A 19,333-nucleotide genomic window follows, 5' to 3' on the forward strand; every position below is an offset into this window, starting at 1 on the left:
ATGCTGTCGCCGATCACCAGCGAGCGATGCACGTCCACGCCCAATCGTTCGGCCGCGGCGATGAATAGATCGGGGTCGGGCTTGGCATGGCGCACCATGTCGCGTGTCACCACTGGTACTTCGTTGGGATCGACGCCGAGCGCGGCGATGTTATGCGCCGCGGTACGCATGCGCCCGCTGGTAGCGATCGCCCAGGGAATCTTTTCCTTGGTAAGAAACTGCAACAGCTCTCGCGCACCGGGTAGCGGACGCACCGAGCCTTGCGCGTGATGACGATTGAACGCTTCCGCATGCCGCTGCTGCAAACGTTCGATGCGTTCGGGCGTAATGTCCAGCCCGGTTTCGCGCAGCAGGATGTTGGTGAACAAACCGCCGCTCATGCCGATCTTGCGGTGGATGCTCCACACCGGCAGCACCACGCCTTCCTCGTCCAGCGCTTCCTTCCAGGCCAGCACGTGCTGGTACACGCTGTCGATCAGGGTGCCATCGAGGTCGAACAGAAAAGCAGTGTGGGAACGGGGCATCAGAAATTCCTCGCGTCATGCGCGCAGCAAACAGGCTGGGGCGCGAACCCCAACATTGTCATGCCATGTGTATCAATATGTTGGGGTTCGCACCCCAACCTGCAAACCAGTGAGTCAAGACTGCGGCAAGCTGCGCCCGGTCTCCAGCACCGCCAAGGCCGCTGCGCCGAGCAAACCCGGCTCCGGATGCGTGATGGCAATGGTCGGCACGTGTTCCATCGTGTCGCGGAAGCGGCCCTTGGCTTCGAAGCGCTCGCGGAAGCCGCCGCGTTGCAACCAGGGCATCAAAATCTTCAGCACGCCGCCGGTGAGGTACACGCCGTCCCAGCCGCCCAGGCTCAGCACCAGGTCGCCCGCCACGCTGCCGAAAATGCCGGCCAGCGTTTCCACCGTGCGCACGCATAGCGGGTCGCTGCCGTCGGTGGCGCGTGCGGTGATGTCTTCGGGCGTGTATTCCTCGGCGGCTTGGCCAGCGATATCGGCCAGCGCAAGGTAGAGATTCACCAGGCCATTGCCGCAGATCATGCGCTCGTTCGACACGCGGCCGAAGCGCGCGTTGAGGCGATGCAGAATCTCCACATCCTCGGCGGTATGCGCGGCAAAGCCGGAGTGGCCACCCTCGGTTTCCAGTACGATCCAGTGGCCATGCCGAAGCAACAGGCCAGCGACGCCAAGGCCGGTACCCGGGCCCATCACCACAAACGTTTGCGTGGCGGCGTTGTGGCTGTGTTCGGGCGGCAATACCTTGCCGACGGCCTGCAGTTCATCGTTCTTGAGCAGCGGAATCGACATGCCCTGTGCGGCGAAATCGTTCACCAGGCGCACGCGCTCAAAACCCAGTTCCGCCTCCAGTCCATGCGCGGATACCGCCCAGGGATTGTTGGTGATCTTCACCGTCTCGCCGTTGGCAATGCGGCCGGCGGCAGCAATGATCGATTGCGTGGCGGTGTAGCCGGTATCGGCGAAGTATTGGCGCATGGCATCGGCCAGCGTGTCGAAATCCTTCACGCGATAGCGCTTCACGCTATCGAGCAGGAGCGGCGAGGCAGCCGCGGCATCGGCAAGAGCGAAACGGACGTTGGTGCCGCCGAGATCGGCCAGCAGGGTGGGGGAGGTGATGGAGCGATCCATGGGGAATCCAGGGTAGCGAACCTGACAAGACTGCCCGTTGTTGTCGGATTCGTCCAGGGTGCGCGTGAGGTCCTTTTCCTCCACGCTTGTGAAAAAAACTCACTATCGCCGCCCCGGCGATGCCGGGGCGGGAGCGGTCATGCCATCAGCCTTGCTTCGATAACGCGCTCAGCAATGCCTGCCCATTCGGGCTGCCCAATCCCGTGCAGGCATCCCAGCCAGGGCCGGCCTGATACGCACCGTTATTGCCCTGCGTAATATCCCGGAATGCGGATTCGCCGGCTTGATACAGCGCCGCGTGCACGTCGCCGACCGGCTTGCCCAATTGCTGGTTGATCCGCGCAAGCAAAGCTGCCCACAACGGCGCCGCGGCGCTGGTTCCGCCAACGGCCTGCGTCTGGCCGCCGACCAGGATCTCGTAGCCGGTCAGCGGATCGGCGTTGGCGGAAACGTCCGGTACGCCGCGCCCGCTGCTGCCGCCGGGAGCGTTCGGCACCTTCGCATTTTGCTGCCACGTGGGCAGCGGGTACTCGATGCTGACGCCGCCGCCGGTGGCGCCGTCATTACTGGCGGTTTCATTCCATACCACCTCGCTCTGGATGGTCTGGCCGTTGGCGGTCAACGTGGTGCCGCCGCAGGCCAGCGCGTAAGGGCTGGAGGATGGGAAGTCCACGTGCGGCTGATTGTCCGTTTCGCCATCGCCGGAGCCGTTGTCGCCCGATGCCGTGACGATGGTGACGCCTAGCGCCGCCGCGTCCTGCATGGCTGTTTCCATCGCGTCGCGCGATTGGCTGTTCCAGCTGTCTTCCGGACCGCCCCAGCTGATCGAGATCACCGACGGTTTGTTCGTCGTGTCGTGCGCGGCTTGCGAAATGGCTTCGTAAAAACCTTGGTCGGTATTCGGTGCGAAATACACGGCGAGAGTTGCCGCTGGTGCCAGTGCGCCGGCCACTTCGATATCCAGCGTCACTTCGATGTCGGCATCGCCGCCACCCGGTGAGTTCTGCCCGCCGGCCACCGAGACGGCGACGACTTTCGGCGGTTTGCTGATGCCCAGGTTCGAAAAATATTGGCTGAGATCGGCGGTGGTGTAGCCGCCGCCCAGTTCGATGATGCCGATGGTCTGGCCAGTGCCATCGGTGTTGGCAGAAAAGTTGTAGAGCTGGCCGAGCTGCAGCGGGGTGTAGTACGTGTTCGGCTGTGCGTTCGGCACGCGTACGTGCGGGCGCGCCACCGGGCGGCGATCCAGACCGAGCACTGCGATGGCTTCCGAGGGCAGCTTGGGCGCCTGGCCACAACCCACGAATTCGCAATCGTTCATCCGATACTTGCCGAGCGTTACCTCGAAGGCCTGCTCAAGTTGCGTTGGCGTGCCACGTAAATGCAACACACGGCGATGCGCATCGCAGCCGGTTTCGGTAAGCCCATGCTGATGCGCAAAGCCGCGCAAGTTTTCGATATCGGTTGGATCGGCGCCGTAGTGTTCGCCGAACTGGCCATGCGGGAATTGCGGCGGCTTGGGCCAAGCTGCAGTCGGTGGCGTGGTCTCCGAGCGACGACGCATGACCACGGTCACGTCGAGCGGTTCGGTGCCCTCATGCGGGCCCAGGTACTTCATGCCTTTGGGGGAGGTCCAATGCGATGGACGCTTGGCATGCTGGATCATGACGCGGCTCCTTAGTGAGAGGGGACGTGCGCCGCTAACGATGGCACACAATGTGTGTCGAACTTGCGCACAGGCGGTTGGGCATTTAACTCTTGTGCCTATTCTGGTGCCTATTGTTGAACTGCTGCATCTCACCCGTTGAGTCATCAGGCCGCAGCATTCTTGCGGACGCCATCACGATGGCAGCGCTAAACTAGGCGCAGTTCTTGCACGAGACGCTCCCCATGAATTTCCCCGCCATCCGCATGCGCCGCATGCGCCGCGATGCCTTCTCACGCGCATTGATGCGCGAACACACGTTGCTGCCCTCGGATCTGATCATGGTGGCGTTCGTGATCGAAGGCGAGGGCAAGCGCGAACCGGTGCCGTCGATGCCTGGCGTGGAGCGCTTGTCGATCGATGGTTTGCTGGAACTGGCTGGTGAATGCGTGCGCCTTGGAATTCCCGCGCTGGCGCTGTTTCCTTCGCCGGATGCATCGGCGAAAAGCGAAGACGCTGCCGAAGCATGGAATCCGCAAGGCTTGATGCAACGCGCCACGCGTGCATTGAAAACCAAGTATCCCGACTTGGGCTTGATCGGCGATGTGGCGTTGGATCCCTACACCACACATGGCCAGGATGGCCTGATCGACGAACACGGCTATGTGATGAACGAGCCGACGGTCCAAGCGCTGATCAAGATGTCGCTGGCGCAAGCCGAAGCCGGCATGGATTTCGTCGCGCCTTCCGACATGATGGACGGCCGCATCGGTGCGATTCGCGAGGCGTTGGAACAAGCCGGTTACATTCACACGCGCATTCTTGCCTATTCGGCCAAGTACGCCTCGTCGTTCTATGGTCCGTTCCGTGATGCGGTCGGTTCCGCCGCCAATCTCGGCAAAGGCAACAAGCACACCTATCAAATGGACGTCGGTAACAGCGACGAGGCGTTGCGCGAAGTGGAACTGGATATCGCCGAAGGCGCTGACGCGGTGATGGTGAAACCGGGCTTGCCGTACCTCGATGTGCTGCGTCGGGTGAAAGATGCGTTTGGTGTGCCGACATTCGTGTACCAGGTGAGCGGCGAGTACGCGATGTTGAAGGCGGCGGCGCAGAACGGCTGGTTGAACGAGCGCGCGGTGGTGCTGGAAACGCTGACGGCGTTCAAGCGTGCGGGAGCGGATGCGATTCTTACGTATTACGCCATCGATGCGGCGCGGTGGTTGCGCGAGTAACGATCACGATCGTCGCGCCATATATACCGGTCACCCCGGCGAACGCCGGGGCCCAGCGCCTTTGCGAGGCCAAAAGTCACTGGGTCCCGGCTTTTGCCGGGACGACGAACCAAGATGGCGATGATTTCAACTTGCGCATTCAAACGTACTGCGCAATCCCATTCCCAAACGACCAATTCTCCTTAGCCGTCTCCAGCAAATTGATAAACACATCTTCCGGCCGCACACCGGGATCAGCCGCCAGCTTCTCCGCCACGCTCCGATAAAACGCCTGCTTCTGCGCCACCGTGCGCGTGTTGTTGCAGGCAATCTGCACGATCACCAAATCATCCGTGCGCGCAATACCCAAGTAATTCGGGTCGTAGTCAAATTCATCCGCGTCATGCTGGCTGACCAGGATGAAGCGATCGTTTTCCGGCACGTTGAAGCTTTCGCGCATGGCGGCATAAATGCCGTTGCGCAATGCGGTGATATACGCGGGCGATTTGCCGCGGCGTAAAGCAATGCGAACGAGAGGCATGGCATGCTCCTTTACAGGCTAATGTTTCGCGGAAGGTTGCGAGATGTGGCCGACGCGATAGACGTCCATCGCGTCGCTGGAGGCGTGGACGGCATCGCGCCATAGACGAAAGCGCATGATCGTCCAGCCAGTCGGGTCGAACGCGCTGACGGCAGCAAGTGCACCATGATCGGCATCGGCACGAACACGCGCCTGCTCGGTCTCGCGCACCTTGCCCAGCGCGACGTGTTCGGCGATCGCTACGGTTTCGCAGGTGGCATACGTGGCAGCGGAAAGATCGGGCGCCGTTTCTGCCTGCCATACCGACCATGTGCGCACTAGCGGCCGCCCGAACGATTCAATCACGCCGGCAAAGCCCGCGCCGCCGAGAAAGGTGTTCATGCCTTCGGTGTCTTGCCACAAATAGAACGGCGCATAGCGGTTCGCCTTGCCGGCGGCGTAAGGTTCGTGGCGATCCGCGTAGAGATACGCCTTGAATGCCAGTTGCGGAAAGTCGTCGGTGAGATGACCGCGATCGGCGATGCGCTGGCGAATGATCGCCATGTCGTAATCGGCGGGCAGGGTGATGCGGTACTGCATGGTGAGCACGGCGGTCTCCTCGCAGGCTTGACGGGCATTAGCGTAGCGGCTCAGGATAATCCTGAAAATCGGGAATTTATAAACCCATAATCCTGAAAAATGGGATGATTTATGAGTCGCATCCAGCTCGATCTGAACGTCATGCGCAGCTTCGTTACCGGCATCGACCTGGGCAGTTTCGCCAAGGCGGCGGACCGGCTGGGCCGCTCCACGTCCGCCGTCAGTGCGCACCTGAAGAAACTGGAGGACCAAGCCGGCACACCGATGCTTCGCAAAGCGGGGCGGGGCATGGCGCTCACCGAAGCGGGCGAGGTGATGCTCGGTTATGCGCGCCGCTTGCTGGAACTCAACGACGAAGCAGTCAGCGCCGTACGCGGTGTGCAACTGGACGGACGCGTGCGATTGGGCATGCAGGAAGACTTCGGCGAAAACGTGTTGCCCGAAGTACTGGGGCGCTTCAAGCGTGCGCACCCCAAGTTGCGCGTGGAAGTGCACATCGCACGCAATGCCGTATTGATGCAGTCGCTGGAGGCGGGCAGGCTCGATGTGGCGCTGGCCTGGGAAACGGATGCGCACGCGGCGCATCGGCAACATATCCAGACACTACCGATGCGCTGGATCGGGGCGGATGCCGACCAGCTTCCGTATGAACCCGGCGAACCGATCCCGCTGGTGGTACTGGATGCCCCATGCCTAATGCGCACTGCCGCTATCAATGCATTGGACCGTGCAGGCATCGCCTGGCGCATCGCTTTCACCAGTGCGAGCCTGGCCGGAACCTGGGCAGCAGTAAAAGCAGGATTGGGCATCAGCGCGCGCACGCCGCTTGGCGTGCCTGCTGATCTGCGCACGATGGATGCAAAAGCTGCCGCCTTGCCGGCATTGCCGCAGCTTGGGCTTGCGCTTTATCGCAGCGAGGCCGAATTGACACCTGCGGTGGCGCGATTGGCCGAACTCATCCTGCAACGATTGGCCGCGTAGCCGTAGGCCGGGATGAAATCCCAGCATGAACACCTGTGGCGTGACGAATGCTGGGATTGGCATCCCAGCCTACCTACTGCAACGCTTGATCGGACTTCGGCGCGGTCAGCTTGATCTCGTAAATCGACGGCCAGCGCTTGCCGGTAACGAATAGCCGATCGTGCTTCTCGTCATACGCAATGCCGTTGAGCACGTCGTTGCTCGGGTCTGACAAGGTGCTTGGATCAGGCGCGAGCCCGGTGAGATTGATCACGCCAACCACCTTGCCGCTGGCCGGATCGATCTGCACGATGTTCTGGGTCAACCACACGTTGGCGTAGATTTTCCCTTTCACCCATTCCAGTTCGTTGAGGTTGACCAGCGGGCGGCCCAGCACCGTCACGTCGATCTTGCCGACCTGCTTGAGCGTGTCCGGATCGAGCACGCGGATCGTCGCGGTGCCGTCGCTCATGTAGATGCGATGCCCGTCAGTCGTGAGCGCCCAACCTTCGCCGGGATAGCTGAACTGGCCGATGCGCTTGAAGCTCTTCAAGTCGTAGACGTAGCCGCGCTGCGATTGCCAGGTGAGCTGGATCAGGCGGTTCTTGAGCGCCACGATGCCCTCGCCGTAATCGGGAGGCGGCAGTTCGACGTGTTGCAGCACTTTGCCGGTGTTGAGATCCAGCTTGTGGATGACCGATTCGCCGGTGGTGCCGGTGCTCTCGTACAAATAACCGTCGAGATAGAACAAGCCTTCCGTATACGACCTGGTGCTATGCGGATAGGTGTGCACCACTTGGTAGCCATAAATCGGAATGCCGGTCTGCGCGTAAGCGGATGACGCCAGCATCAGCGCGACAAGAACGAGCAAGTGAGTGATCGGTTTCATGGGGCCGGATGATCGCATGCCAAATGTGAGGGCGTCAGCCGTGCAGTCCCCATTCGCATGCCAGAGCATGGAATAATGCTTCGCAGGAACTTGCAGGCGGAGGAAGCGTGGACAGCCATCATTTTCTGGAAACGGCGGTCATCTTCTTGCTCGCCACAGTGATCGCGGTCCCGATCACCAAGCGTTTTCGTCTCGGTGCCGTGCTCGGCTACCTGCTCGCTGGTGTGGTGATTGGTCCAGCCGAGCTTCATCTGGTGGCCGAGCCCAGCCGCGCCAGCGATATCGCCGAATTCGGCGTGGTGCTGATGCTGTTCGTGATCGGCCTGGAACTGTCGCCGCGGCGATTGTGGGTGATGCGTCACGCCGTGTTCGGCACCGGTTTGCTGCAGGTACTGGCGTGCGGTCTGGCGGTAGGCGGCATCGCTTATGCGTTTGGCCTTGCGCCGAACGCGGCGGCGATCGTTGGCGGCAGCCTGGCGCTGTCGTCCACCGCGTTTGGTTTGCAGATTCTTGCCGAGCGCAAGGAAGCATCCACCAGTTATGGCCGGCAATCCTTTGCCATTCTGCTGTTCCAGGATCTGGCCGCCATTCCGTTGATTGCGGCCGTGCCGCTGTTGGCTTCTACCTCATCGCACCATGGTGTCGATCCAATGGCGGTGGCGCGTACGGCGGCGGTGATCGTGGCGGTGGTGATCGGTGGCCGCTATCTGCTGCGTCCGGTGTTCCGCTTCGTGGCGCGCGCCAAGTCGACGGAAGTCTCCACGGCGACCGCCTTGCTGGTGGTGTTGGGCACGGCGTTGCTGATGGAGAAACTCAACGTCTCGGTGACGCTGGGGGCGTTCCTGGCCGGTGTGCTGTTGGCCGATTCGGAATACCGCCATGAGCTGGAATCCAACCTTGAGCCGTTCAAGGGCCTCTTGCTGGGTCTGTTCTTCATCAGTGTCGGCATGTCGATGCAGATCAATCTGCTGCTGGAAGCGCCGCTGATCGTGCTGGGTCTTACCTTCGGCCTGCTGTTGGTGAAAGGCATATTGCTGTGGCCGCTTGGTCGCGTGCTGGGTGGTCTCAATCGCGCGGATGCCTTGCGGCTTGCGGTGCTCTTGGCCAGCGGCGGCGAATTTGCCTTCGTGGTGTTGCGCCAGGCGATGGAAAAAAATCTGATCGCCGACCAGCAAGGCGCCATGCTGGTGCTCGCGATTACCCTTTCCATGGGCTTGACGCCACTGCTGGTGGCGGCCACCGCCAAATTGATCGGCGCCAAGAAAAAGCAGGCGCCGCAGCGGCCCTTCGACACCATCACGGTGGATCATCCGCGCGTGATCATCGCCGGCTACGGCCGCATGGGCCAGATCGTCGCGCGCATTCTCCGCACGCGGAAAATTCCGTTCGTTGCGCTGGACCAGTCGGTGGAGCAGCTCGATCTGGCCAATCGCTTTGGCACCAGCGGGGATATTTTCTACGGCGACCCTGCGCGTCCGGAGCTATTGCGTGCGGCGCAGGCCGACAAGGCCGAAGTGTTCGTGCTCGCCACCGATGAAGCGGAGTCGGCCTTGCGCGTGGCGCGCGTGGTGCGCCGCCAATATCCGCATCTGAAGATCGTCGCCCGTGCGCGCAATCGCCAGCACGTATGGCGATTGATGGATCTGGGTATTGAGGAGCCGGTACGCGAAACGTTTTTCTCCAGCCTGAAAATGAGCCGTAAAACGCTGGAGGCACTGGGCCTGAGCGCCGAGGAAGCCACCGAAGAAGTCGAGCGCTTCCGCCGCAAGGACGCCGAGTTGCTCAAGGCGCAATACCTGGTCTACGACGACGAAGCGAAGCTGGTGCAGACCACGCGCGAGGCGCTGGAAGATCTCAACCGGTTGTTCGAGGCCGATGCCAAGACACCGGCGCCGCCGGAACAAGGGCCGGATCCCGATACGCCGCTGGTAGCAAGCAACGAGCAAGGCGCGAACAACGCCTGAGTCGCATCGCCTCTGCCGTTTCCGCAAGGAAATACGGTAAGTTTCCCGAAAGCGGCCGGCAAGCATGCTTGCCGGATATCCATCCTTGACGAGCGCTCGCTGCTTCTTCGCATGCCGATACCTTTCCGTCCGCTGGTCATTCGTTTCGGCCGTCTCGGCGACACGCTGTTGTTGCAGCCGCTGCTGCATCGGTTGCACGCGCGCTACGGCCAGCCCTGCACGCTGTTGGCAGCCGGCGGCTATGCGAGCGATCTTTATCACGGGCAGCCTGACGTTGCGGAAGTAATCGCGTTGCGATCGCATCATCGGCCGTTGCCGTTGAGCCCCGAACAATGGCGCGCGATCGCTGCGTTGCGGCGCCTGCGCCATGTGCCTGTGTACGTATGCGAACCGCAGCGCCGTTCGTTGGAACGTATCGCGCTGCTGCTGAAGCTGGCCGGCATTCCCACCAGCCATTGCGTGTTTCTCAACGATATTCCGTTGTCGCCCGGCGGCCACTGGATCGAACATCTGCTGGAGCTGGCCGACGCCACGCCACCTGCGTTTGCCGATCGCTTTGCAAAGCTGGCATGCGCTACCAGCGCCGTGCCTGCATTCGCCGTCAGTACATCCGAGCGTGCGGAATGCGATCGATGGCTGGCCGAGCGCGGGCTTGCAGGTCGTCCGCTCATACTGCTGCAGCCGGCGAACAAGCGCACGATTCGCTGGAGCGGCGTGCGCAAAGCGAGCGATGACGACAAGTCATGGCCGATCCAGAACTGGGCCGGCGTCATGGCGGCCATTCGCATCCAGCTGCCGCAGGCGCGCGTGCTGTTGTGTGGCTCACCGGCGGAATACGGCTACCTGGAGACCATCCGCAAAACGATGGCGCAACCCGACGTGGAAGTCGTCGCCAAGGAATTGCCGCTGCCGCGCATGCGCGCGTTGCTCGCGATCGCGCACAGCATGATTTCCGTCGACACCGGTCCTGCGCATCTTGCGGCGGCGATGGGATGCCCGCTGGTGGTGATGTTCGGCTCCGTCTCCCCCAGCCATTGGCGCCCACGCAGCCGCGTGCCGGGAGCGGTGCAAGTGTTGGGCGGTCCGCCGATAAGTACGCGCGTCGATGCGATTACGCCGGAGCAAGTCATCGCGGCGTGGCAGGCATTGCCTCATTGATTTTGTGATGGCCGCATCGGGGATGACGGATTGATTCCATCCGAGTCCCGCGCATTTTGTGCCACTTCCACACGTGCAGCGGAGACAAATTCTTGCCTTGTTTCAGCAGATGCCGACTTTGCAAACCTATTCGTTACTCGAAAGATATCTGCTCATCCCCAGGCGGGGGATACAAAACCAGGCAGGTGAAAAATGGACGGATTCGAACACGGCAAGGCCACTGGACTGTATGTAATTATCGAGCAGATATACCCAAAGCAAGGGTTGCCATCTATCGCCAATACTTTCGGTCCCAATTTGATTCAAGTCGCCCGTCAGGTCTTCCAACTATATGAAATGAAAGACATGTACATAAATGGGAAGCCTGCAATCCCTTCCACGTTGACTCCGTGGGATCGCCTCAAGGCTTCAATTGGTCTGGGAGTTGATTTGTTCTGAACGGAAAAAGAAAGGTCAAGCTGGAATATTCAGGCTTCATCAACGATATACAGCTACTTCCGAAGTTCGCGTCATGGCTTCCGGAATTTCTCACTAAACAACGCTTATTTGCGTTGCCTACACCATATGCCTATGGCCGCGATCCTCTGCCGACAGTGCGGTTATACAAGAATAACAGCGCAGTTTTTATTGCGAAGGACGGTGGTGCTGGAGTCCCTGTTGCGGTCGCTAAGTACAATAGCCATGCTCATCAAATTTCAATGTCCCCTTCAATCGCTCACGTCAATCAAACCATTGCCGATATAAGGCGGGCGAATCCGGAAATAAATTTCTAAGACAATTGGGATTGGATAACTCAATGAGGCAAGGATCGGCGCTTCTATTATTCATGACGTTATTTGCACTCGGCGGTGGATTGGCGTACCAATGGCTGTTTGAAATGGTTACGTCGGAGGCTGGTGTGTATGTCATCACCGACGTGCATCACGATCTACTGAAGTCGCACGCTCTTGCGGCTGGTGCATTCGGCTTTTTTGGTTTGGTGGTAGGAATCGGTTGGTTTGCGAAAGGACGCCTTACGCAGTCGAAAGGCGGTCGTTTGTGGATTTTGGCAGGACTTGCTGCGGTAACTTTTGCTGCCCCCATCTATTGGTTGTTTGATGCGCGCGCAAGATTTCGCGTCTTTAAACGCTTTATGGATGAAACTGCCATTTTGGATGCCTCATTGCCGGTGGATGCGGTTCCTGTCTACAGCATCGGCCTTTTTTCCGGACTTAGTGTATTTTTCTACGTGTTATTGGTTTGGTTGATCTTTTCAGTGGCGAGAAGATGATCGGATCAATGGTCAGGGATATTCTTGCCGCATGGCTGCGTGGGTACAGCAAGGGACTGAGCTTTCGCGGCAGGGAAAGTCGGCGCGACTTTTTGTCGTTTCTGATTCTGCATTACCTGCTCTTTTATGGCCTCAGCGTTGCAGTGATCAGGTTGCCTGATGCGGGTTCTACTGGGATCAAACTGGGGTTGGGGCTGCTCGGGCTCGCTACCCTCATCATCACCCTTTCCTATAACGTCCGCCGCTTGCATGATGCCAACAGCTCGGGTTGGCTGTGCGCCTTCTACCTCGTAGCGATGGCTCCGGTCGTCATCCTTGTATCGCTGCTGATGGCTCCGCCTGTTCACGAGGGCAACCGCTACGGCGCCGATCCGCGACACACACGCTACCGGCGGCAGCGGCAGCCACGTAGGCTGGGTTAGCGCAGCGTAACCCGGCATAAGCAGCTCAGGGATGCAGGGATTTTTATGTACGGCCGTCATTGCCGCGTAAGCGCAAATCCATCGTCGCTTTTGCATCAAAGCAAATGGATGATTCGCCTCGCTCACCTCAGGGGTTGTCCTTCGGATGTGCTCCGCGCTGCGCGCTCCGCCCCGCTTCCGCGGGAATGACGGCGATCGGCTACGTGAATCAATCCGGCTGCGCGGGCTGCCGCAAGGTTTGCCGCACGCTGGGAATCACGCTGTGGCGTGCGGCCAGTTCATGCGCAATGTCGATCAAGCCCAAATGCCTCGCCACGTCGGCGGCGGTGCGGCCGAAGGCATCCGCGGCATTGCGATCCGCGCCGCGTGCAAGCAGCAGGCGTGCAGGTGGCAGCAGGGCGTGCATGGCGCAGGCATGCAATGCGGTGACGCCGCGTTGATCGGCGTGTTCGATATGGGCGCCGGCATCGAGCAATACCGGCAACAGGGCGCCGATATGCGTGGCATCGCACTCGCTGCCAGGGCGCAGATGTGCGCCGAGCAGCAACAGCAACGCGGTCTTGCCTTCGCTGTCGGCCAGGTTCGGATCGGCCTTGCGTTTCAGCAGCACGTCGAACAGCCGGTGCGCACGCAGACTGTCGTTCTGCTCGAAGCCGAACTGCGAGGCTGCGTGCAGTGCGCTGTGTCCGCGTGCATCGACCGCATTGGCGTCAGCACCGGCGTCGAGCAATCGCTCGGCGATATCGGGGTAACCCTGCACGGCGGCGATCATCAGCGCTGTGGCCTCGTTCGGCAGGCGTTGATCCACTGCGGCGCCGCGTTCCAGCAGCAGCGCCACCAGGGCATCGCGGCGAGCGGCGACGGCGGCGGCGAGTGGCGTCATGCCATTGCTGGCGCTGGCGGCGATGTCGGCGCCGGCATCGATCAGCGCCGCGGCAACGTCGCGATGGCCGGCACCGCAGGCATGCAGCAGCGGCGTGGCGCCTTGCGCATCACGCGCATCCACCGGAAAGCCGAGTTCCAGCAGGCGGCGTACCGCGGTGTCGGCGCCCTGCTTGGCGGCCTGGATCAGATCATCGTCGCGTAGCGGGCGACGTGGACGCTGCCAGCCGTTCCAGTCGAGCCAGCGTTCCAGCGCCGGATGTTCCAGCGCGAGGCCGAGCGGCGTTTCGCCATTCGCATCCATCGCTTCCGCATCGGCGCCGTGGGCGACGAGTGCGCGCACCAGCGGCAGCGCATCGGCGCCGTGTTCCAGCGCGGCAAACAGTGGCGTGCGTCCACTGTTGACGTCCCGATGGTTGGGATCGCAGCCGCGCACCAGCAGTGCCTGCAACACGCCGAGTTGGCCGTTGATGGCAGCCAGGTAGAGCGGTGTGCGTTCACGCTCGTCGGTACCGAACGGGTCGGCACCGCGCTCGAGCAACGTCAGCGGCAAGGTGGAGAACGGTTCCTGCAAGCGGCTCAGCATTTGTGCAAGCAGCCCGGCGCCGGCAGGGCTGGCGCCGGCATCGAGCAGATCCTCGATGGCTTCCGTGCTTTCCGGCAGTCGCACCAGCAGTGCATCGAACAAGCGCTGGCCGAGCGGCGGCAGCGTCGGATGCTCGCTGTCGATCTCATCGATCAATTGCGGTTGCAAACGCGCTTCCGCCGGCAGCCCATGATCGAGCAGCCAGCGCCGCGCTGTGCGCAGGCCGGGTTCGGTCAGTTCCAGGAACAACGGGGCGAGCTGTTCCTGCGGCCAATCGCGCACACGATTGGCAAAGCTGGACACGATCGCCCAGTGGCCGAAACGCAAGGCATCGAGCAGGTGCGCCGGCGTGTCGGCGCCTTCGGAAATCGCTTCGATATCGAGGCTGGCGGGCAGCGGCGTTTCCGGATCGAGCAAGGCCACCAGATCCCAGCGCCCGCTGGCGGCAGCATGATCCAGCGCGCTGCGGCCATCGCTGCCTGGTGCTTTCGGGTCCGCGCCGAGGGCGAGCAAGGCACGCACGGTTTCCACCTGCGCGCGGGGCGATTGGCAAGCGAGCGTGAGCGCGTCGCGGCCATGTTTGTCGCGTGCGCCTGCATCGGCTTGCGCATCGGTGAGCAGTTCCATCACGCCGGCGGCGCCGGCGCGCGCGGCTTCCATCAGCGCCGTGCTGCCGTGATGATCGGCCAGGTTGACGTCGGCGCCAGCAGCGCAGAGCGCACGTGCAATCTGCTCATGGCCTTCCGCCGCGGCCACCATCAGCGCGCTGCGCTGGCGCGCGTCGACAGCGTTCACCGCGGCGCGGTGTTTCAGCAGCATCTTTACGCCGGCGACATCGTCATCGGCGATACCGGCGGCGGCGACCAAGGCCGGTTCGCCGTTGGCTGGCGTGGCCTTGGCGCCGCGCTCAAGCAGAAAGCGCACCAGCGGCCAGTTGGCGGCACGGCAAGCAATCGAGAGAGGCGTTTCGCCATGTTTGTTGAGCGCATCAATGGTGGCGCCGGCATCCAGCAGCATGGCCGCGACATTGGGCTCGCCGCTGAGCACTGCGCCATGCAAAGGCGTGTTGCCGTCGGCATCCGCGGCAAGCGGATTGGCGCCGTTGGTCAGCAGCGTCATGACGGCTTCGGCGCGGCCATGCCAGCTGTCGCGTGTCGCGGCAAGCAAGGGCGTAAGTCCGCCGCTGGCGCGATTCACATCGGCGCCCTTGGCGATCAGGGCACGCAGCAGGCGCATGTCCGGCAGCAGTGCGGCCAGCATCAGCACCGGGCGCTGGTCACGATCGCCCGACGCGGGTGCGATGTTCGGATCGGCGCCAGCTTCCACCAGCGCCAACGCACGGGCGACGTCGCCGCTGCGCGCAGCAGACAGCAAGGCTTGTGCTTGCTCGGGCGTGCCGGCGATGCGCTCCTGTTCGTTCAGCGGTGCGGAAGCGACAGGTTCGGCTTTCTCGCTGCCCGATTGCTCTTGCCGGCGCGGGCGGCGGCTTTCGCACAACATCACGCGCAAGGTGCGGTTGGCGATGATCAGGCAGCCGAGCGGCACCAGCAGCACCGCATACAGCACCAGCGCGGCGGTGCGCATTTCCGATGGCAGCACGCCGTACAGACCGCTCAATGCAATCGCGGCGAATGCCAGCACCAGTAACGCCAGCGCGCTGGGCAGAAAATGGCTGAAAAAATGCTCTTCGCGCGAAAGATGCCGACCAAAGGCCACGCTGCGCGCCGTAGCGGTGAACAGCCAGGAACCTTCACCCTGGCCATGCGCCGGATAGGCGTCATCCCACACGTACACCAGCGCAAATGCGGGCCACAGCCGCCACAGTGCTACCAGCGCCACCACCAAGGCCGCAGCCAGCATCAAGCTGCCGCCCAGAGTCGGTTGTTGCGTAAGCCGCAGCATCGGCCAGGCCACCAGCAGGAATACAAGCGCGACATAGCAGGTGAACATCGTCAGATGCGCCCCGCCGCGCCGAACGACCGTGCGCAGGAAATCCGGCTCCGGATCAAAACCGATCGCGTGGCACACCGCCGCCATGGTCAACGTATTGGCCAATAGCAGGGGAATCAGCGCGATCGGATGCGCACCCAGCGCAGCCATGCCGGCGCAGAGCCACCCAGGCAGAAACCAGACAAGCGAGATAAGCGCGGAGGAGGGGCGGCGCGGTTTATTTGTAGGCATGCGGGGGAGTATAGAAACCGATAAAGCGTCAGACGGTAATCTGTTGTTAACGACCACTTGGCACTGGTCATTCGTCCTGACGCTTGGGCTCCATCAGAGGCTCCGGTTCACTGGGCGGGGTAGCCAGCGTTTCCTGCGGCGGCAATTGCAGATGCCAGCCTTGCGTGCGCAGGTTCTGCATCACTACTTCCACGTCTTCGCGCGGCAGGCGGCGCTCCGGGTGCAGTTCCACTTCAAGCACGAAACGCAGGTCGCCCAGCAGCAAGGTCAGTGGCGCCGGCAACACATCGAAATGGTCGCGGCGATCCAGCCATAGATAGGTGTCGGCCTTGCGCTGGCTGGCGTAGACGAAGCAATGCATGGCTTAAACCCGGAAAATCGTGTGGGGGCGGAAGGTTAGCAGGCAGGGAATCAAGAAGGGGGAACCGGAAAGGGCGTGTTGCGCGAGGTTTAGGGTTTTCCGGTGAAGGGCATCTTCCACAGGCCTGCCGCACCATGCTGCAACCGCACTTGCACACCCGTGCCCGAGTGGGCAGAGTGCCCGCCAGGGGTATCAAACGCGCGTATGAAATTTTGTTCGGCCCCGCTACGACCCGAGCCGCGGGGGCGTGCAGCCTTCCGGCAAGATCCCGGCCTCCCGGGCCGGACTCGTCACTAAAAGAAAAGCAGGAGCAACCAATGCACACGTCCTTTCGTAACACCGTCCGTGGTGGCCGTCCGCTCGCTCTGGCCGCGCTGGGTCTGGCTGTCGCCGGCGCCCTGGCAGCGCCGCAACAGGCTCGCGCCAGTTCGTTCCAGTTGAAGGAAGACAGTGCGCAGGCCATGGGCCGCGCCTACGCCGGTTCCGCGGCGGCGGGTGGCGACGTGTCCGTGGTGGCCAATGCGCCGGCGGCGATGAGCGACCTGAAGGGCACCTATTTCGAAGCCGACGTCACCGCCATCAACTTCAGCGCCAACTTCACCGGCAGCGCGCACGACGTGCTCGGGCAGCCGATCAGTGGCGGCAACGGTGGCGATGCGGGTACCACCATGCCGGTGCCGTCGTTCTTCTTTTCCACGCAGGTGACCGATCGCCTCCATCTTGGCGCCGCCATGACCGTGCCGTTCGGCTTCAAGACCAACTACGACAACAACTGGGTCGGCCGCTACAACTCCATCTATTCGAAGTTCGAATCGCTGGACGGCACGATGTCCGCCTCGTTCGACGTCACCGATAACTTCAGCATCGGCGGCAGCGCCATCGCACAGCGCACCAGCGCCACGCTGACCCAGGCGATCAATTTCTCCAGCGTGGCACTTGGCCTGGCCGGCCCCGGCACGCAATTGAATCTGCCGGTGAACCAGGTGTATGCCTTGGTGCCACCCGGCTCCGACGGCCTGGCCCGCGTCAGCGGCAGCAGCTGGGCGTGGGGCTGGCAGCTCGGCGCGTATTGGAAGCCGACCGCGCAGGATCGCCTCTCCTTCAATTACCGCTCCAAGATCAGCCATCGCCTGCATGGCACTGCCAACTTCGACGTGCCTGACAACGTCTCCGTACTGGTTGGCCAGCTTGCACCGGCACTGGGCCTGACGCCCAGCACGCTGCCGTTCCAGCACACCGACGGTACTGCGCTGTTCACCACGCCGGCCGTGGCCACCACCAGTTACTGGCATCAGGAAGACAAGTTCGGCTTTGGTGCGGACGTGTCCTGGACCGAGTGGGACGTGTTCAAGAACCTCACGGTGAACTACGCCAATCCGACGCAGCCGCAGTCGGTGCAGAACTTCAACTGGCACAACTCCTGGTACTTCGCGCTCGGCGGTGATTACTACCTCACCGACAAACTGACCTTGCGCGGCGGCCTCGGCTACGACACCACGCCGACCACCGGCGCCTACCGTGAACCGCGCGTACCGGACGAAACCCGCAAGCTGCTGTCGGTCGGCCTGGGCTACAAGGCAACCGAGCATTTCTCGATCAACGCTTCGTATGCGCACATCTTCGTGAACCGTGCGGCCGTCAACGGCGCGGTGAGCGCGACCGACGACGTGCTCACCGGCTCGTACGACGATGCCGGCAATCTGTTCGCGCTGTCGGCCATCTACAAGTTCTGATCGCTCGCACGTTTAAAAGCCCTGGGAACGCGGGTTCCCAGGGCTTTTTCTTTGGCCCAGGTCTTTTGGCATGCCGGCTGGATTGATCAGTGGCGAATGACCGCGATCACGATTTCCACCACGATCAACACGATGATCGCCAGCTCCAGCAGTTCCGCCCGCTTGCCCGAAGCCTCCTCGTAAAGCGCCGCATACGTATCGCGGATGATCGCCAGCTTGCGATCCACGGCATCGCTGACGTGACGCACGCGAAACAAATCCAGTGCCGAGGCATAGACGCGCGCCAGATAGACGTCTTCGGTGACTTGCAGCGCGTTGTCCACCTTTTCGGTAATTTCGGTGACTTCCGCCACCAGCGTGTACAGCTTGCGCGCGAGATCGGCGAAATGGCGCGCGCCCAACGGATTGCTGGCATGCGCCGCCTCGACCATGTCGTACATGCGCGGCAATTCGGCATCCAGCAGCTCATCGTAGAAGCGCAGTTCCAACAACTGCGCGTTGGCGACTTCGAGAATATCCACCACATCCGAATCGCTGCGCGGCTCATAGATAAACGCGCGGTCCCACGTCAACACCACCAGGTCGTCGGCGTAATAGGAGAAGCGCTGCTGCAGCAGATCCTTGCGTGCCTGTTCCGACAAGGGGCGTTGCTCACCGGAAAGCAATGGCACCAGATCGATGCGTTCGTGCATGACGTTGACGGGAATTGCTTCGTCGAAGGCATGCACGATGCCGAGCAGATAATCTTCATGCAACGAAGCCGGACTGGGCTTCGACAAGGCAGGCATGACCGCCGCGCGCACGTGCGCCAGCAATTGCATCCATATCGGGCTGTCGGCGGCGGGTCCCAACAGTGCATCGACTGCATTGACCAGCTGCGAAAACGAAACCCAGCTGCATGAGGTGACGGGGATCTGCACGGAGAACGCCGCGGCGCCGAAGTCGTAGAGCCGTACCGTCGCGTCGGCACGGCAGGTGCGGCCAAGCAGCGGCAGTTCAAGCGAGTCGAGCCGCAGCACAACCGGCGGAACGCCAAACGCCATCGCCTTTGGCGGTGTGCTGGCCAATTTGCTGCGTATGGCGGCGGGGCGTTGTTGCTGATCCCACAGCGCTTCAGCGCTGGATAGATCGATGGCGTCGGCGATATCGATCAAATGCATCGCGATCACGACGGCCGATTGAACGTTGGGTTGCTCGTACGGCATGCGCTTGCACCCGCCTATGCATGGATGCCGATACCCTATCCGACTCGTGCAAGGGCGTCGAGCGAAGACGACGGGAATCGCAACGCAG

17 protein-coding genes are annotated in these 19,333 nt (G+C 62.0%); 8 read left to right on the plus strand and 9 right to left on the minus strand.

All coding sequences use genetic code 11. The annotated features are described in order from the left end of the window. The 3 genes from VJR68_RS01160 to VJR68_RS01170 form a co-directional block, all read right to left on the minus strand. On the minus strand, window positions 1–524 hold a 524-nt coding region (locus VJR68_RS01160; RefSeq protein ID WP_324145712.1), incomplete at its 3' end, for an HAD family phosphatase. A 114-nt stretch (window positions 525–638) separates the two neighbouring features. Further along, complete coding sequence (gene glk / locus VJR68_RS01165) at window positions 639–1,655, minus strand: glucokinase (protein ID WP_324145713.1); 1,017 nt, start codon at window positions 1,653–1,655, stop codon at window positions 639–641. Between the two features lie 145 nt (window positions 1,656–1,800). Further along, entirely contained in the window at window positions 1,801–3,321 is a 1,521-nt protein-coding gene (locus VJR68_RS01170) for a S53 family peptidase (protein ID WP_324145714.1), read from the minus strand. 224 nt (window positions 3,322–3,545) lie between these two features. Here VJR68_RS01170 and hemB point away from each other — a divergent pair, with 224 nt between their 5' ends. Beyond that, window positions 3,546–4,535 (plus strand): porphobilinogen synthase, encoded by a 990-nt coding sequence (gene hemB, locus VJR68_RS01175; RefSeq protein ID WP_324145715.1) that lies wholly within the window; start codon window positions 3,546–3,548, stop codon window positions 4,533–4,535. Between the two features lie 139 nt (window positions 4,536–4,674). Here hemB and VJR68_RS01180 read toward each other — a convergent pair whose 3' ends face one another. Both VJR68_RS01180 and VJR68_RS01185 read right to left on the minus strand, forming a co-directional pair. Continuing rightward, window positions 4,675–5,055 (minus strand): tautomerase family protein, encoded by a 381-nt coding sequence (locus VJR68_RS01180; protein ID WP_324145716.1) that lies wholly within the window; start codon window positions 5,053–5,055, stop codon window positions 4,675–4,677. A gap of 18 nt (window positions 5,056–5,073) precedes the next feature. Next, on the minus strand, window positions 5,074–5,634 hold the full coding sequence (locus VJR68_RS01185; protein WP_324145744.1) for a DUF4865 family protein: 561 nt from the start codon (window positions 5,632–5,634) through the stop codon (window positions 5,074–5,076). A 111-nt stretch (window positions 5,635–5,745) separates the two neighbouring features. Between VJR68_RS01185 and VJR68_RS01190 the strand changes: the two genes are divergently transcribed. Next, window positions 5,746–6,615 carry a LysR substrate-binding domain-containing protein gene (locus VJR68_RS01190; protein WP_324145717.1) on the plus strand — a complete coding sequence of 290 codons (870 nt, stop codon included), beginning with the start codon at window positions 5,746–5,748 and terminating at the stop codon, window positions 6,613–6,615. 73 nt (window positions 6,616–6,688) lie between these two features. Here VJR68_RS01190 and VJR68_RS01195 read toward each other — a convergent pair whose 3' ends face one another. Continuing rightward, a complete protein-coding gene (locus tag VJR68_RS01195) occupies window positions 6,689–7,483 on the minus strand; it encodes a glutaminyl-peptide cyclotransferase (RefSeq protein ID WP_324145718.1) in 795 nt (264 codons plus the stop codon). 107 nt (window positions 7,484–7,590) lie between these two features. Between VJR68_RS01195 and VJR68_RS01200 the strand changes: the two genes are divergently transcribed. From VJR68_RS01200 to VJR68_RS01220, 5 genes are all read left to right on the plus strand, one after another. After that, window positions 7,591–9,447 (plus strand): monovalent cation:proton antiporter-2 (CPA2) family protein, encoded by a 1,857-nt coding sequence (locus VJR68_RS01200; RefSeq protein ID WP_324145719.1) that lies wholly within the window; start codon window positions 7,591–7,593, stop codon window positions 9,445–9,447. A 111-nt stretch (window positions 9,448–9,558) separates the two neighbouring features. Next, window positions 9,559–10,605, plus strand: coding sequence for a glycosyltransferase family 9 protein (locus VJR68_RS01205; protein ID WP_324145720.1), 1,047 nt, complete (start codon window positions 9,559–9,561; stop codon window positions 10,603–10,605). A 192-nt stretch (window positions 10,606–10,797) separates the two neighbouring features. Further along, complete coding sequence (locus VJR68_RS01210; protein WP_324145721.1) at window positions 10,798–11,043, plus strand: hypothetical protein; 246 nt, start codon at window positions 10,798–10,800, stop codon at window positions 11,041–11,043. Between the two features lie 358 nt (window positions 11,044–11,401). After that, a complete protein-coding gene (locus VJR68_RS01215; protein WP_324145722.1) occupies window positions 11,402–11,875 on the plus strand; it encodes a hypothetical protein in 474 nt (157 codons plus the stop codon). Next, window positions 11,872–12,297 carry a DUF805 domain-containing protein gene (locus VJR68_RS01220; protein WP_324145723.1) on the plus strand — a complete coding sequence of 142 codons (426 nt, stop codon included), beginning with the start codon at window positions 11,872–11,874 and terminating at the stop codon, window positions 12,295–12,297. The genes VJR68_RS01215 and VJR68_RS01220 overlap by 4 nt, the downstream gene beginning before the upstream one ends. Before the next feature lie 208 nt (window positions 12,298–12,505). On the opposite strand, the gene VJR68_RS01225 is transcribed toward VJR68_RS01220, so the two are convergent. Both VJR68_RS01225 and VJR68_RS01230 read right to left on the minus strand, forming a co-directional pair. Next, window positions 12,506–15,946: an ankyrin repeat domain-containing protein gene (locus VJR68_RS01225; protein WP_324145724.1), complete on the minus strand. Its 3,441-nt coding sequence runs from the start codon at window positions 15,944–15,946 to the stop codon at window positions 12,506–12,508. Window positions 15,947–16,013: 67 nt separating this feature from the next. After that, entirely contained in the window at window positions 16,014–16,307 is a 294-nt protein-coding gene (locus VJR68_RS01230; protein WP_324145725.1) for a YcgL domain-containing protein, read from the minus strand. Window positions 16,308–16,624: 317 nt separating this feature from the next. Here VJR68_RS01230 and VJR68_RS01235 point away from each other — a divergent pair, with 317 nt between their 5' ends. After that, a complete protein-coding gene (locus VJR68_RS01235) occupies window positions 16,625–18,040 on the plus strand; it encodes an OmpP1/FadL family transporter (RefSeq protein ID WP_324145726.1) in 1,416 nt (471 codons plus the stop codon). Between the two features lie 86 nt (window positions 18,041–18,126). Here the strand turns inward: VJR68_RS01235 and VJR68_RS01240 are convergent, their stop codons facing one another. Then, on the minus strand, window positions 18,127–19,245 hold the full coding sequence (locus VJR68_RS01240) for a hypothetical protein (RefSeq protein WP_324145727.1): 1,119 nt from the start codon (window positions 19,243–19,245) through the stop codon (window positions 18,127–18,129). Window positions 19,246–19,333 lie beyond the last annotated feature (88 nt).

The organism is Dyella sp. (assembly GCF_035277725.1).
Taxonomy (GTDB): domain Bacteria; phylum Pseudomonadota; class Gammaproteobacteria; order Xanthomonadales; family Rhodanobacteraceae; genus Dyella_B.

Excerpts from the sequence above, each read along its gene's own strand:
- VJR68_RS01235 (WP_324145726.1), top strand. The coding sequence starts at position 16,625 with ATGCACACGTCCTTTCGTAACACCGTCCGTGGTGGCCGTCCGCTCGCT.
- VJR68_RS01185 (WP_324145744.1), bottom strand. The coding sequence starts at position 5,634 with ATGCAGTACCGCATCACCCTGCCCGCCGATTACGACATGGCGATCATT.
- VJR68_RS01215 (WP_324145722.1), top strand. The coding sequence starts at position 11,402 with ATGAGGCAAGGATCGGCGCTTCTATTATTCATGACGTTATTTGCACTC.
- VJR68_RS01225 (WP_324145724.1), bottom strand. The coding sequence starts at position 15,946 with ATGCCTACAAATAAACCGCGCCGCCCCTCCTCCGCGCTTATCTCGCTT.
- VJR68_RS01195 (WP_324145718.1), bottom strand. The coding sequence starts at position 7,483 with ATGAAACCGATCACTCACTTGCTCGTTCTTGTCGCGCTGATGCTGGCG.
- VJR68_RS01210 (WP_324145721.1), top strand. The coding sequence starts at position 10,798 with ATGGACGGATTCGAACACGGCAAGGCCACTGGACTGTATGTAATTATC.
- VJR68_RS01205 (WP_324145720.1), top strand. The coding sequence starts at position 9,559 with ATGCCGATACCTTTCCGTCCGCTGGTCATTCGTTTCGGCCGTCTCGGC.
- VJR68_RS01230 (WP_324145725.1), bottom strand. The coding sequence starts at position 16,307 with ATGCATTGCTTCGTCTACGCCAGCCAGCGCAAGGCCGACACCTATCTA.
- VJR68_RS01240 (WP_324145727.1), bottom strand. The coding sequence starts at position 19,245 with ATGCCGTACGAGCAACCCAACGTTCAATCGGCCGTCGTGATCGCGATG.
- glk (WP_324145713.1), bottom strand. The coding sequence starts at position 1,655 with ATGGATCGCTCCATCACCTCCCCCACCCTGCTGGCCGATCTCGGCGGC.
- VJR68_RS01170 (WP_324145714.1), bottom strand. The coding sequence starts at position 3,321 with ATGATCCAGCATGCCAAGCGTCCATCGCATTGGACCTCCCCCAAAGGC.
- hemB (WP_324145715.1), top strand. The coding sequence starts at position 3,546 with ATGAATTTCCCCGCCATCCGCATGCGCCGCATGCGCCGCGATGCCTTC.
- VJR68_RS01190 (WP_324145717.1), top strand. The coding sequence starts at position 5,746 with ATGAGTCGCATCCAGCTCGATCTGAACGTCATGCGCAGCTTCGTTACC.
- VJR68_RS01220 (WP_324145723.1), top strand. The coding sequence starts at position 11,872 with ATGATCGGATCAATGGTCAGGGATATTCTTGCCGCATGGCTGCGTGGG.
- VJR68_RS01180 (WP_324145716.1), bottom strand. The coding sequence starts at position 5,055 with ATGCCTCTCGTTCGCATTGCTTTACGCCGCGGCAAATCGCCCGCGTAT.